Here is a 13,637-nt window from a genome sequence, read left to right on the forward strand (position 1 = left end):
ACGGACGGCGGCCGGGCGGCCGGCTGTCCACCCCGACTGTCCCCACCGCCTGCGGGTTAGTAAGGTGAGCCTTACCTAACCTAAGGAGTGGGGATGGTCTACCCCCTGACGCCCCCGGAGCCCACCGACGCCGAACGGGCCCGGACGATCCTCGCCGCCGCCGGTTCCCTGGCGCTGAGCCTGACCGGCAGCGGCCTCCGGTTCGATTGCGTGGCGCTGCACACCGTCGACGTCGCGTCCCGCCTGCTGCTGCTCGACCCCGCGGAACCCGGTCTGGCCGCCGCGCTCGCCGCGGCCCCCGGCTCCGGCCTCGCGGCGTTCGCGGAGTGCACCGACATCGCGCCCGTCGGCGTACGGGACCGGGTGCGCGCCCGTCTCGCGCTGAGCGGCCGACTGGCCCCGGCCGGTCCCGGCACCCTGGTCCTCCGGCCCGCGCGGGCGGCCCTGTCCGTGGGGGACGCCGTGCGCACCCTGGACGCCCCGACGCTCGCGGCGGCGCACCCCGACCCGCTCGCGGCCCACGAGGCGGAACTCCTCGGCCACCTCGACACCGGCCACGCCGACCTCCTCGTACAACTCGCCGGCCTGGTACGGCAGGGCGACCTGTCCGGGATCGAACGGATCCGCCCCCTCAGCCTCGACCGCAAGGGGCTCGTGCTCCGCCTGGAGCGGACCGGCGACGCGTTCGACGACGTACGGATCGGCTTCCCGACGGAGGCGCGGCACCCCCGTGACGTCGGCGCGCGCATCCAGGAAGTGCTCGATCCCGCCGCCGCCCGCCACTGAGGAGGACGGTCCATGACACGCGGAGACCTCGCTGCGCCCCGGACCGGGCCGGAGCCGCGGGGCCCCCGCGGCTGTACGTCGTGCGGCGTTTCCTTGGATCAGGACTTCTTGTACGAGACGAGCGTCGTCGTCACCAGGCACGGTGCGGGCGGCACGATCGCGACGCGCAGCGTTCCGCGCGCGGTGTCGTAGTCGATGCCCTCCGCCTCGAACGTGCCCGAGCAGACGCTGTGCTGGGGCACCGCGAAGACGGTCGAGACGCGCCCCGTGACCGGCTTGCCGTCGAGGGGGCGGTCGAGCGCGACCTCGATGACCTCCTTCACGGCGTTGTCGTAGGAGCACAGCAGATGCGTGGCGTCGGTGAAGTCGCAGCCCTGGATGTTCTCGACGCCCTTGTCGAGGGTGATCTGCCCGGCCTGCGGGAGGTTGGTGCCCGGCGCGGGGGCCGACGGGTTGAGGACCGGCGTCGGGAAGACCTGGAGCCGCCGCATGGCGCCCCACTCGCCGGCCACCAGCCACTGCCCGTCGGGCGCCACCGCCGCGAACGAGTTGTTCAGCAACTCACCCGCGTCAAGCGCGTGTTCGTAGGTCGTGCGCTTCCCGTCCGGGCTCGTCGCGGCGAACATCTTCTTCGTCGCGCCGTCACCGCCCTGGTACGCGTCGAAGGTGTAGCCGCCCGCCACGTCCGGGTCCCCGACGTGCGACCAGCCGGCTATGCGCAGAGCGAGCGGGATCGAGGCGAGCCCGCGCGTCACGAGGGATCCGTCGGCGCGGGTGGCCAGGCCCTGGCTGCCGGTGAGGGAGTTGACGGACGACGTGCCGGTCTCGGTCCAGGAGGGCGCGGCCGTGGCGGTCGCGGCGCCCGCGGCGAGGGTGAGCGCACCGGTCAGCGCCGCGAGGGCGAGGACGCGGCGTCTCGTGCGCCGGTGCGCGGGGAGCTGCGTGGGGGGATTCATGGGGGCCTCCGCCGGTCGAAGATCAGGTCGGGACAAGGCTGCCCTACGATCGCGCCATGAGGCTGACGATTCTCGGCGGTGGCGGATTCCGGGTGCCCCTCGTGTACGGCGCGCTGCTCGCCGACCACGCGCCAGGCAGGGTCACCGAGGTCACGCTGCACGACGTCGACCGGGACCGGCTGCGCGCCATCACCGGAGTACTGCGAGAACAAGCCACCGGCGTGCCCGACGCGCCCGCCGTGCGCGCGAGCACCGACCTCGACGAGGCGCTGCGCGGCGCCGACTTCGTCTTCTCGGCGATCCGCGTCGGCGGCCTGGAGGGCCGCGCCGCCGACGAGCGGGTGGCGCTCGCCGAGGGCGTACTCGGGCAGGAGACGGTCGGCGCGGGCGGGATCGCGTACGGGCTGCGGACCGTGCCCGTCGCCACGCACATCGCGCGACGCGTCGCGCAGGTCGCCCCCGACGCCTGGGTCATCAACTTCACCAACCCGGCGGGCCTGGTCACCGAGGCCATGTCCCGGATCCTGGGCGACCGCGTCATCGGCATCTGCGACTCACCCGTGGGCCTCGCCCGGCGCGTCGCACGCGTGCTCGGCGCCGACCCGGCCGACGCCTGGGCCGACTACGTGGGGCTCAACCACCTCGGCTGGCTGCGCGGCCTGCGCGTCGGCGGCCGGGACCAGCTGCCGCGCCTGCTCGCGGACGAGAAGCTGCTCGGCTCGTTCGAGGAGGGCCGCCTCTTCGGCACGGACTGGCTCCGCTCGATCGGCGCGATCCCCAACGAGTACCTGCACTACTACTACTTCAACCGGGAGACGGTCCGCAGCTACCGGGAGGCCGAGCGCACGCGCGGCGCGTTCCTCGCCGACCAGCAGTCCGCGTTCTACGCCGATCCGTCCTACGCCGCCTGGGACCGCACCCGCGCCGAGCGCGAAGCCACGTACATGGCGCACAACCGGGAGGCTTCGGGCGCGGGCGGGCGGGACGCCGCGGACCTGGAGGAATCCGGCGGATACGAGAAAGTCGCCCTTGCCCTGATGCGGGCCATCGCCCGCGACGAACGCGCCACGCTCATCCTCAACGTCCGCAACAGGCGCACCCTCGCCGCGCTCGACGCGGACGCCGTCATCGAGGTGCCCTGCCTCGTCGACGCCAACGGCGCCCATCCCGTCGCCGTCGACCCGCTGCCCCCGCACGCCTCCGGTCTGGTCACCGCGGTCAAGGCCGTGGAGCGCGAAGTGCTCGCGGCGGCCGAGTCCGGGTCCCGCGAGACGGCCGTGAAGGCGTTCGCCCTGCACCCTCTTGTGGACTCTGTGACGGTGGCGAACCGCCTGGTCGACGGCTATCTCGCGGTGCACTCCGGACTCGCCTACCTCTCTGGTGGAGAACACCGAAAGGACGTGTAAAGGCTTGTAAAGGCGGTAGTCGGAAGGGGCGGCCCAAAGGCCGCCCCTTTTGCGTGCCCGGGACCGCGTCACCCTCCCTCCCCGGTGGAAGCAACTCCTCCGCGGGTGTGATGCGTTCTACACAGAGAATCTGAGAAATTCCTCAGGAGTGTGACGCCGGAGAGTCACCATGCGCTTGACTTGGTGCGCCCCCCAACTAGGAGTACTGATGCGACCGTTCGCCCTGAACTACGCTCGCCCCACGCGAGAGACCGAGGTCAGCGCGGTGTACACGTACGACTCCGCACTGCAGTTGAACGTGCTGCCCGACGGCGGAGTGGCCGCACGCGACTACGCAGTGTTGCGAGAATGCGCGGCCACCACCTCCACCGCGGGATCCAAAACCCATTTCGACGACTGAACGGCCGCACGAAATGACGGTGCTCATCCTGACGAGTGAAGAGGATGTGACGGCCGACATGGCGGTCGTCGAATTGAACGGACGGGGAATCCCGGTCCTGCGGCTCGACCCGGCCGAACTGCCCGGCGGGGTCGACGTCTCGGGGGAGTACGCGCACGGCGTGTTCCAGGGCCACCTCTCCGTCGCCGGACGCGTCGTCAGCATGGGTGGCCTGCGCTCGATCTGGGTGCGCAGACCCGGCGTGCCGGCCTCGCGGGCGGGCGCCGCGTCGGCCTGGCTCACGCAGGAGGCGTCCCAGGCCCTGTACGGGATGCTGCGCTGCACCGACGCGCGCTGGATGAACCACCCGGACGCCGCGAGCCAGGCGCGGCACAAGCCCTGGCAGTTGTGGCTCGCGCGGGAGTGCGGGCTCCCGGTGCCCGCGACGCTGATCACGACGTTCCCTCGGATCGCGCGGGAGTTCGCCGAGCGCTACCCCGACCTCGTCGTGAAGCCGGTCTCCGGCGCGCACCCCGGGGACGGGGGGCTCGCCGTGCCGACGACCCGGGTACGGCCCGACGAGGACTTCCGGGACGTGGCGCACGGGCCGACCCTGCTGCAGCGCCGGGTGCGCAAGGTCGCCGACATCCGCCTCACGTGCGTGGGGGACCGGCTGTTCGCGGCGCGGGCGGCGGCGGCCGTCGATGCCGATGACGCCGAGGCGGTGGTGGACGTACGGTTCGACCCCGGCGCCGGGCCGTGGCGGCCGGTGAGCGTGCCGCGGCGGGTCGCGGAGGCGGTGCACGCCTACCTCACCCGGGCACAACTCGCCTACGGCGCCTTCGACTTCGGTGAGGACGCGGACGGGATCTGGTGGTTCCTGGAGTGCAACCAGTCCGGCCAGTTCGGCTTCGTGGAGATCGAGACGGGCCAGCCCATCGGCCGGGCGGTGGCGGAATGGCTGGCGGGCGAGGAACTGGGCCGGGCACCGACACCGGCACCGGTGCCAGTGGCGGAGGCGGCCGCGGGAGATCTGCCGCGGGAGGCGGGCCCGGGCTCGGCGTGACCGGTGGCGGTGGCGGGTGCGGGAGGTTCGCCGCGGGAGGCGGGCCCGGCATGGACGTGACGGTGAAGGTGGCGAGCGCGGGAGGTTCGCCGCGGGATACGAGTCCGGGCTTGCCGTGACTTGTGGCGGAGGCGGGTGTGGTGCGAGCAGTCCGCCAGGAGAGCCGGCGGGGCCCGTGCTCCCGTGACCGGTGCTGTGATCTTTACGGGGCGGTGGATGACAAGGTACGCAAGGAGTGCTGCCGTAACACTTGCTGTCCAGCCGTCCTACGTGAGGGAGCCCGCCCATGACCGACGCGTCACCCGAGTGCACCACCCGGCAGGGCCCCGTACGCGGCCGCACCGAGCACGGCGTCGCCGCCTTCCTCGGCGTGCCCTACGCCGCCGCGCCGTTCGGGCCGCGCCGGTTCGCCGCGCCCGCGCCCGCCGAACCCAGGACCGGGGTCCGCGACGCCACCGCGTACGGCCCGACCGCGCCGAAGGCCCCGTACGCGCCGCCCTTCGACGCGCTCATCCCGGACACGTCGATGCCGGGCGAGGAGTGCCTCAACCTGAACATCTGGACCCCGGAGCCGGGCCCCGGCGCGCGACTGCCCGTGATGGTGTGGCTGCACGGCGGCGCCTTCTCCAACGGCTCGGCGAACGCGTCCGGCTACCGCGGCCACACGTTCGCCCGGGACGGCGTCGTCTTCGTCGGCGTCAACTACCGTCTCGGCACGGACGGCTTCCTGCACCTGCCGGGCGCCCCGGACAACCGCGGCCTCCTCGACCAGATCGCGGCGCTCGCCTGGGTCCGGGAGAACATCGAGGCGTTCGGCGGCGACCCGGACCGCGTCACCGTCTTCGGCGAGTCGGCGGGCGGCGTCGCGATCGGCCAGCTCCTCGCGGAACCGGCCGCCCGGGGCCTGTTCCGGCGGGCGGTCCTGCAGAGCGGGGCCTGCCACCACTTCATCGGCCCGGACACCGCGCGCCGCATCGGCGAACGGATGGCGGCACAACTGGGCGTCCCGCACACGGCGGAGGCGTTCGCCGCCGTACCGCTGCCTGAACTCATCGACGCGCAGGCGGCGTTGCGAGCGGACTTCGCGAGCCGCCCCGACCCGGCGGTGTGGGGCGACGCGGCGCTCAACGGCATGGTCTTCGAACCGGTCGCGCCGGGCCTGCGCCTCCCCGGACCGGACCTCGGCGTCGACCTCATGGTCGGCTCCAACCGCGAGGAGAACCGCCTCTACATGGCGCCGACGGGCCGCTTCGACACCATCTCGGAGAACCGGGTCGAACGGTCGGCGGCGGCCTACGGCGTGGACCTGTCCGGCTACCGGGCGACACGCCCGGAGGCGACCCCCGGCGAACTCCTCGACGCGCTCGTCACCGACTGGTTCTGGCGCGTCCCCGCGATCCGCCTGGCCGAGGCCGTCCCCGGCACCCGTCTCTACGAGTTCGCCTGGCGCTCCCCGCGGTACGAGGGCGCCCTGGGCGCCTGCCACGCCCTGGAACTCCCCTTCGTCTTCGACCTCCCCGACGACCCCGACTACACCGCGCTGACCGGCGGGAAGGCCCCGCACGACCTGGCCCGTACGGTCCACGAGGCATGGGTGTCCTTCGCGGCGACGGGCGACCCGGGCTGGCCCGCGTACGACCCGGAGGGCGACCGTACGACGATGGTCTTCGACACGACCTCCCACCCGGAACAGGATCCCCGCCGGGCGGAACGGGAACTGTGGGAGGGCGTCCGCTGACACGACCCGGGGGCTACATTTTGCGCGACCGTCACTTCGGCCCCCTTTCGCTCACCCGTGTTCATCTTGAACACTCCCCGTTGCCCCTCATCGCGTACGGACCCCACTTCCGAGGCAACGGAGACCCCCACCCCCATGACCGAACTGAATCGGCGCCGCTTCCTGCAGATCGCCGGCGGCACCGCCGCCTTCACGGCGCTGTCCGGCTCCATCGACCGGGCCGCCGCCATCCCGGCGGCGCGCCGCACCGGCACCGTCGAGGACATCGAGCACATCGTCGTGCTGATGCAGGAGAACCGTTCCTTCGACCACTACTTCGGGGCGATGAAGGGCGTCCGCGGCTTCGGCGACCCGCGTCCGGTGACGCTGCCCAGCGGCAAGCCGGTGTGGCACCAGTCGAGCGCGGGCAAGGAGACGCTCCCGTACCACCCGGACGCCGACGACCTGGGCATGCAGTTCATCGCGGGCCTGGACCACGACTGGGCGGGCGGCCACAGCGCCTTCAACAACGGCAGGTACGACAACTGGATCGCGGCCAAGGGCACGGGCACGATGGCCCACCTGACCCGCCAGGACATCCCGTTCCACTACGCGCTCGCGGACAGGTTCACGGTCTGCGACGCCTACCACTGCTCGTTCATGGGCGCGACCGACCCGAACCGCTACTACATGCTCACCGGCCACGTCGGCAACGACGGCACCGGCGGCGGCCCGGTCCTGGGCAACGAGGAAGCGGGCTACGACTGGACCACGTACGCCGAACGCCTGGAGAAGGCGGGCGTCTCCTGGAAGGTGTACCAGGACATCGGCGACGGCCTGGACGCGGCCGGCGGCTGGGGCTGGATCGACGACGCCTACCGCGGCAACTACGGCGACAACTCGCTCCTCTACTTCAACACCTACCGGGGCGCCAAGCCCGGCGACCCCCTGTACGAGAAGGCCCGCACCGGCACGAACGCCAAGGCGGGCGACGGCTACTTCGACAGACTCCGGGCCGACGTGAAGGCGGGGAAGCTGCCGAAGATCTCCTGGATCGCGGCGCCCGAGGCGTTCACCGAACACCCGAACTGGCCGGCGAACTACGGCGCCTGGTACATCTCCCAGATCCTGGATGCCCTGACCTCGAATCCGGCGGTGTGGAGCAGGACGGCCCTGTTCATCACGTACGACGAGAACGACGGCTACTTCGACCACGTGGTGCCGCCCTACCCGCCGGCCTCGGCGAACCAGGGCCTGTCGACCGTGGACACGAAACTCGACCACTACCCGGGCGGCGGCACCCGCGCGGCGGGCCCGTACGGCCTCGGCCAGCGCGTACCGATGCTCGTGGTCTCACCGTGGTCGACGGGCGGCTACGTGTGCTCGGAGACCTTCGACCACACCTCGATCATCCGCTTCATGGAGCGGCGCTTCGGGGTGAAGGAGACCAACATCTCGCCGTGGCGCCGCGCCATCTGCGGCGATCTGACCTCGGCCTTCGACTTCTCCCTCGCGGTCACGGCCCCCGCGGGCCTGCCCGACACGTCCGCCTACGAGCCGCCGGACCGCAACCGCCACAGCAGCTACGTCCCGAAGCCGCCCGCGCGGGGAGCCGTGCCCGAGCAGGAGAAGGGCTCGCGCCCGAGCCGCCCACTCGCCTACGCGCCATGGGTGGACGGCGCACAGGACCTGTCGACGGGCAAGTACAGACTGACGTTCAGCGGCGGCGACAAGAAGGGCGCGGCTTTCCAGGTGCGCTCGCAGAGCCGCGGCGACGGCCCGTGGACGTACACCACCGAGGCCGCGAAGTCACTCTCGGACAGCTGGAACTCCCTCTACTCGGGCGGCAGGTACGACCTGACGGTGCACGGCCCGAACGGCTTCCTGCGCTCGTTCCAGGGCGACAACAAGGTCGCGGAGCCGGAGGTCACCGCCCGCCACGACGGCACCACCGGCAACCTGGCCCTCACCCTCCGGAACCCGACCACCACCGACGCCCACCTCACCGTCACCAACGCCTACGGCGGACAGCCGCAGACGTACACGGTGCGGGCCGGCGCGACAGTGCGCCGGACGGTCGACCTGCGATCGACCGCGCGCTGGTACGACCTGAGGATCACCAGCGAGGGCGATACCGGATATCTGCGGCGCCTGGCCGGACACGTGGAGAACGGGCAGGCGGGCGTGAGCGACCCGCGCATCGCGACGGCGGCGCTCTAGGCGTTCTCCCCTGTGTCCCTCGTCACCGCTGGGGCACAGGGGGCCGCGATAGTGTGCCCCGGTGACGACGCAATCGAACACCCCTGCAGGGTGGTACCCGGACCCTCAGGGCGCTCCTCAGTCGCTGCGCTGGTGGGACGGCTCCCAGTGGACCGACCACACGCACGCCCAGCCCTCGGCGGCTCAGCAGCCGCAGCCCCAAGCGGTCGCAGCGGTACAGGCACCGGTACTGCCCCCGCAGCAGCAGCCCCAGGCCGTACAGCCCCAGGCCGTACAGCGTCAGGTGCAGCAGCAGGCCGGGATCGCGTCGACCGCGCAGGGCGGCGGCTCGCTGTTCACCGAGCCCGTCCTGGTGGTGAACCAGAAGGCCAAGCTCATCGAGCTGACCAACGAGTACAACGTCATGGACCAGAACGGCAACGTGCTCGGCTCCGTCACCCAGATCGGCCAGAGCAGCCTGAAGAAGGCGCTGCGCTTCGTCTCCAGCGTCGACCAGTTCATGACGCACAAGCTGGAGATCCGGGACGCCTACGGCCAGCCGCAGCTGGTGCTCACGCGCCCGGCGAAGTTCATGAAGTCCCGCGTCGTGGTGGAGCGCCCGGACGGATCGCCGGTCGGCGAGATCGTCCAGCAGAACGTGATCGGCAAGATCAACTTCGCGATGAACGTGAACGGGCAGCAGGTCGGCGCGATCAAGGCGGAGAACTGGCGCGCGTGGAACTTCGCGATCGTCGACCACGCGGACCAGGAGGTCGCCCGCATCACGAAGACGTGGGAGGGCCTGGCCAAGACGATGTTCACCACCGCGGACAACTACGTCCTGCAGATCCACTTCCAGCTCCCCGAGCCACTGCTCAGCCTGGTGGTGGCGACGGCCCTGACGGTGGACACAGCGCTGAAGCAGGACTCGCGCGGTTTCGGCTGACAGAACGCTGACAGAACGCTGACGGAACCGGGAGTTCTCGAGCAGTCAGGAAGCCCGCAGGCTCAACGACTCCGGCTCGTGCTGAGCCGGTACGGCGGGCAGAGCCACCACAGACCCGCCCGCCCCCACGGCCTCGGACCCCCGAGCAGGGGTCCGGGTCAACAGCACGACCCCCCGGGCCGCGAGCACCGCCCCCGCCCCCGCCAGCGCGAACCCCGCGGCCCCGCCCTGGAGCCGCTCGCCGAGGAGCGAGAGCCCGATGACGGCGGCGGCCACCGGATTGGCCAGGGTCACCATGGCGAGCGGGGCGCCGAGACCGCCGCGGTAGGCGGTCTGGGACAGCAGCAGCCCACCGGCGGCGAAGGCCGCGACGAGCAGCGCGACGACGATGACCTGCGGGGCGAGCAGCGGCCCCGTACGGTCCGTCGCCGCGACGGTGACGGTCTGGGTGAGCGCGGAGGCGACCCCCGAGGCGACGCCGGAGGCGGTCGCGTGCCGCAGACCGGGCTTGGCACCGCGCCGCGAGAGGGCGCCGATGAGCGCCGCGGTGGCGCCGGCCACCGCGAGCGCCTCGGGCAGCGAGAGCGTGTCGTCGGGCGCGGGACCCGACGCGGTGACGAGCAGCGCGGCGAGCCCGGCCAGGGTCAGCGCCGTACCCCTCCACTCGACAGCCGTGACGTGTCGCCCGGCGATGCGCGCACCCAGCGGCACGGCCGCGACGAGCGTGAGCGCGCCGAGCGGCTGCACCAGGGTGAGCGGCCCGTACTTGAGCGCGGCGACGTGGAGGAGCGCGGCCCCGGCGTTCAGGACGACCGTCCACCACCAGGCGCCGGTGCACAGGAGCCGCCACAGACCGGCCCCGGCGCCCGCGGTGCGGGCGGCGAACCGTTCCTGGGCGACCGCCGCGGCGGCGTAGGCGACGGCGGAGACGAGGGAGAGCGCGACCGCGAGCAGGGTGGCGGTCATCGCCCGGCCCCGGTCGCGACGGGCCGCGGGGCGGTCGCCGCCGAGGTCGAACCCGGCGTGGCGGAGACCTTGAGCGGGATCCGGATCGGCATGTTCTCCAGTACGTCGGACGCGGACAGCGAGTCCGGTGGCGTACGGAAGGCGGCGGCGGGCGTCCACGGGGCGGGTTCGGACACGCCGCTCGCCCGGAGCGCGGCCGGAGCGGCGGTGGCCGCGGGGGCGGGCAGCAGGTGGCGGCGGATCGCGGCGGGGCCGCCGACGGTGTGCGGCATGCGGATCACCGCGAGGGCGATACCGAGCAGCCCGGCCGCCACGATCGCGTCGAGCCAGTAGTGGTTCGCGGTGCCGACGACGACAAGCAGCGTGAGCAGCGGGTGCAGCAGCCACAGCCACCGCCACCGGGACTTCGTGGCGACGATCAGGCCGATGGCGACCATCAGCGCCCAGCCGAAGTGCAGCGAGGGCATGGCCGCGAACTGGTTGGCCAGCGTGTCGGTGGACGGCTTCGCCGCGTACACGGAGGGGCCGAAGACCTGGGCGGTGTCGATGAGGTGCGCCGCGTGCAGCATCCGCGGCGGGGCCAGCGGGAAGCCGAGGTGCAGGACGAGGGCGGCGGCCGTGAGGACGGCGAGCACCCGCCGCGTCCACACGTAGTGGCGGGGGCGGCGCAGGTACAGGAAGACGAGAAGGGCGACGGTGGCCGGAAAGTGCACGGTCGCGTAGTAGGTGTTCGCGATGTGCACGAGGACGTCACCGTGCAGCAGCACGCTCTGGACCGAGCCCTCGCCGGGCAGGTGCACGGCCCGTTCGAGGCTCCACACGTCGTCGGCGTTGCGGAACGCCTCGGCGGTGTGGCCGTTGGCCAGGCCTCGGCCGAACTTGTAGACGAGGAAAAGTCCTACGACGAGTAGGAGCTCGCGGACCAGGGGCGGTCGGGCAGATCGGCTGTCCGGCTCCGGTTCGACAGGCTCGGTAAGGGATTTCATCCCCCGGCCCCTTTTCGTGACGACTGGGTGGTGCGGGTGGCGCGCGTGACGCCTGCTGCTTCTGAGTCTCTGGGTGCGCCTGTGGCGTGTGGATAAACGCCGAGGCGCTCAGCTCATCGATACGCAACTGTACCGATACGCGACTGTACCGAAACGACTCGGTACCGATACGCCAGTGTACCGAAACGCACGCGTACCGGTACACTGGCGTATCGATAGAGTGTGTGATCTCATCGACATGAGCCGCAGAGTCAGGAGTGGGGAGCCATGACGGAGCGAGACCCGGCCACCGCGACAGCGCCGACCGCCTCGCGCCGATCGAAGATCACCCCCGAGCGTGCGCAGGAGTTCTACGACGCGGTCCTCGACCAGCTGCGCAGGAACGGCTACGACGCCCTGACCATGGAGGGTGTGGCGGCCCAGGCTTGCTGCAGCAAATCGACGCTGTACCGTCAGTGGAGGACGAAACCGCAGCTCGTGGCCGCAGCGCTGCGTGCGGGACGCTGTACGAAGTTCTCCGCGTCGGACACGGGCAGCCTCGCGGGCGACCTGGTGTCGGCCGCGCGCAACGCGGCGGCGCAGTCACTGCCGGACACGGCGCTGCTGCAAGCCCTCGGGCACGCGGTGCGCCAGGACGGCGAACTGAAGGGCGCGCTGCGGGAGGCGCTGGTCGAGCCGGAGCTCGCCTCGATCGACGCCATGATCGAGCGGGCCGTGGCGCGGGGCGAGATCGCCGCCGACCACCCCGCACTGCCGTACGTGGCGGCGCAGCTCTTCGGGGTCATGCGCAGCCGCCCCTTCCTGGAAGGGCGCGACGCGGACGCCGACTACCTGGTCGGCTTCGTCGAGAACGTGCTGATTCCAGGGCTCGGCCTGACCGCTCCGGCGGATCGGGCCACCTAGGACGGGAGGCCGCCGGTCGCAGGGATGACCGACCGGTGGTCTGCCCGCGCCGCACCGTGGGGACGGGGGCGGCGCGCACCCCCGGGCCGGGCGGTTTCCTCCTTGAGCGGTGAGGAACCCGCCCGGCCCCAGGTCTTTTCCGCGGCGCGCCCCGAGGCGCACCGGGACCCGACGGCTCCGGGGACGGGCTCAGACGTCCTCGCCGTTGCCGCCGCCCACCCCGCCACCGCCGGTGACCGAAGCCTTCTTGATGCCCTTGACGAGCTTGTCGATCGAGGTGTTGTCCGGCCCGGCGGCCTCTTCCTTCACCGTGCGCGGTATGTCTACGCCTATGCGTACGACGAGAAGCGTCTCGGGGTCGGAGGGCGAGGGGAAGACGACGGACTCCACCCAGGCGTCGATCTTCGACTTGGTGTCCACGTTCCAGCGGATCCGGTAGCCCTGCTGCCCGGCGACGGTGACCTTCTCGGAGAGCAGCTCGTCGTGCTGGACGACGCCGCCGTAGACCTCGCCGCCGTAGGACGCCGTGGAGTTCTTGAGGATGTCCTCCTTGGCCGCGGCCTCGGCGGTCGCCCCGTCGAGCTTGAGGCTCTTCGCGGACGAGACGGAGGCGCCGCCCTTCACACAGGTCTGCTCCACGTCGTCGGGGCACTTGTACGGGCCGGTCTGCACCCCTGCCCCGCCCGCGCCGTCACTGCCCGTCCAGCCGTCGAGGACCGGCAGCGCGACGCCGTTGAGGACGTCGGTGGCGTAGCCCTCGTCGAGCGGCGGCTGGGTGGAGCCGGGCGCCTCGGGGGACGGCTCGTCGCCACCGCCGTTGCCGCCGCCCGGACCGTCCTCGGGGCCCTTCGGGTCGCGAGGACGCTCGGAGGCGGCCACCGAGCCGCTCTTCCCGCCGCCGTCGTCCGACGTGAGCGCGTAGACCCCGCCGACGACACCGGCGAGCACGACGACCGCGACACCGGCCGCGATCGCGACGCGTGCCCGGTTGCGCGGCTTCGGCGGCAACGGCTGCGGATAGCCGGGATAGTTGGCGTATGCCGGAAACGTCCCGGGAGGGGGAGCGGCCTGGGGGAGCGGCGGCGGGGCCGTGGCGGGCCGGGTCTGGTCCGTCCAGCGGCTGCCGTCCCACCAGCGTTCGGTGCGCGGCCCTTCGGGAACCTGGCCGGGGTCGGGGTACCAGCCTGCGGGAGTCTGCGACGTCATGAACGGAACAGTATGAGGCGTGCCTGAAAAGGACATGAGAGGGTCCGCGATGCGGTCGGAACCGATGCCGAATTCGTTATGGACCGAAACCTGTCAACCCGGCGGGTGCGCCAGGTCAGGC

The 13,637-nt window shown here is 72.1% G+C and carries 12 protein-coding genes; 8 read left to right on the forward strand and 4 right to left on the reverse strand.

Annotated features, from left to right (window positions below):
- Positions 1–93 precede the first annotated feature (93 nt).
- Entirely contained in the window at positions 94–786 is a 693-nt protein-coding gene (locus ACH4RC_RS03195; RefSeq protein WP_398194415.1) for a DUF2470 domain-containing protein, read from the forward strand.
- Between the two features lie 98 nt (positions 787–884).
- Here the strand turns inward: ACH4RC_RS03195 and ACH4RC_RS03200 are convergent, their stop codons facing one another.
- The gene (locus tag ACH4RC_RS03200; protein ID WP_398194417.1) at positions 885–1,742 is read right to left on the reverse strand and encodes a hypothetical protein; all 858 of its coding nucleotides are present in this window, start codon (positions 1,740–1,742) and stop codon (positions 885–887) included.
- Positions 1,743–1,798: 56 nt separating this feature from the next.
- Between ACH4RC_RS03200 and ACH4RC_RS03205 the strand changes: the two genes are divergently transcribed.
- The 6 genes from ACH4RC_RS03205 (at position 1,799) to ACH4RC_RS03230 (ending at position 9,455) form a co-directional block, all read left to right on the forward strand.
- Positions 1,799–3,148: a 6-phospho-beta-glucosidase gene (locus tag ACH4RC_RS03205; protein ID WP_398194419.1), complete on the forward strand. Its 1,350-nt coding sequence runs from the start codon at positions 1,799–1,801 to the stop codon at positions 3,146–3,148.
- 208 nt (positions 3,149–3,356) lie between these two features.
- Positions 3,357–3,548 carry a putative ATP-grasp-modified RiPP gene (gene tgmA, locus ACH4RC_RS03210; RefSeq protein ID WP_361077307.1) on the forward strand — a complete coding sequence of 64 codons (192 nt, stop codon included), beginning with the start codon at positions 3,357–3,359 and terminating at the stop codon, positions 3,546–3,548.
- Between the two features lie 13 nt (positions 3,549–3,561).
- Positions 3,562–4,593: an ATP-grasp ribosomal peptide maturase gene (tgmB, locus tag ACH4RC_RS03215; RefSeq protein ID WP_398194423.1), complete on the forward strand. Its 1,032-nt coding sequence runs from the start codon at positions 3,562–3,564 to the stop codon at positions 4,591–4,593.
- 286 nt (positions 4,594–4,879) lie between these two features.
- Positions 4,880–6,331 (forward strand): carboxylesterase/lipase family protein, encoded by a 1,452-nt coding sequence (locus ACH4RC_RS03220; protein ID WP_398194426.1) that lies wholly within the window; start codon positions 4,880–4,882, stop codon positions 6,329–6,331.
- A gap of 135 nt (positions 6,332–6,466) precedes the next feature.
- On the forward strand, positions 6,467–8,530 hold the full coding sequence (locus ACH4RC_RS03225) for a phosphocholine-specific phospholipase C (RefSeq protein WP_398194428.1): 2,064 nt from the start codon (positions 6,467–6,469) through the stop codon (positions 8,528–8,530).
- A 61-nt stretch (positions 8,531–8,591) separates the two neighbouring features.
- Positions 8,592–9,455, forward strand: a complete 864-nt coding sequence (locus ACH4RC_RS03230) for a phospholipid scramblase-related protein (protein WP_398194431.1) — start codon at positions 8,592–8,594, stop codon at positions 9,453–9,455.
- Between the two features lie 45 nt (positions 9,456–9,500).
- On the opposite strand, the gene ACH4RC_RS03235 is transcribed toward ACH4RC_RS03230, so the two are convergent.
- Entirely contained in the window at positions 9,501–10,421 is a 921-nt protein-coding gene (locus ACH4RC_RS03235; RefSeq protein ID WP_398194432.1) for a DMT family transporter, read from the reverse strand.
- Positions 10,418–11,407 (reverse strand): phosphatase PAP2 family protein, encoded by a 990-nt coding sequence (locus ACH4RC_RS03240; protein WP_398194435.1) that lies wholly within the window; start codon positions 11,405–11,407, stop codon positions 10,418–10,420. Before ACH4RC_RS03240 ends, ACH4RC_RS03235 begins: the two co-directional genes overlap by 4 nt.
- 267 nt (positions 11,408–11,674) lie before the next feature.
- On the opposite strand from ACH4RC_RS03240, the gene ACH4RC_RS03245 reads away from it, so the two are divergent.
- The gene (locus tag ACH4RC_RS03245; protein ID WP_398194438.1) at positions 11,675–12,310 is read left to right on the forward strand and encodes a TetR/AcrR family transcriptional regulator; all 636 of its coding nucleotides are present in this window, start codon (positions 11,675–11,677) and stop codon (positions 12,308–12,310) included.
- 189 nt (positions 12,311–12,499) lie between these two features.
- Here ACH4RC_RS03245 and ACH4RC_RS03250 read toward each other — a convergent pair whose 3' ends face one another.
- Complete coding sequence (locus tag ACH4RC_RS03250) at positions 12,500–13,516, reverse strand: DUF2510 domain-containing protein (RefSeq protein ID WP_398194441.1); 1,017 nt, start codon at positions 13,514–13,516, stop codon at positions 12,500–12,502.
- Positions 13,517–13,637 lie beyond the last annotated feature (121 nt).

Source organism: Streptomyces sp. NPDC016845, from assembly GCF_044332585.1.
Taxonomy (GTDB): domain Bacteria; phylum Actinomycetota; class Actinomycetes; order Streptomycetales; family Streptomycetaceae; genus Streptomyces.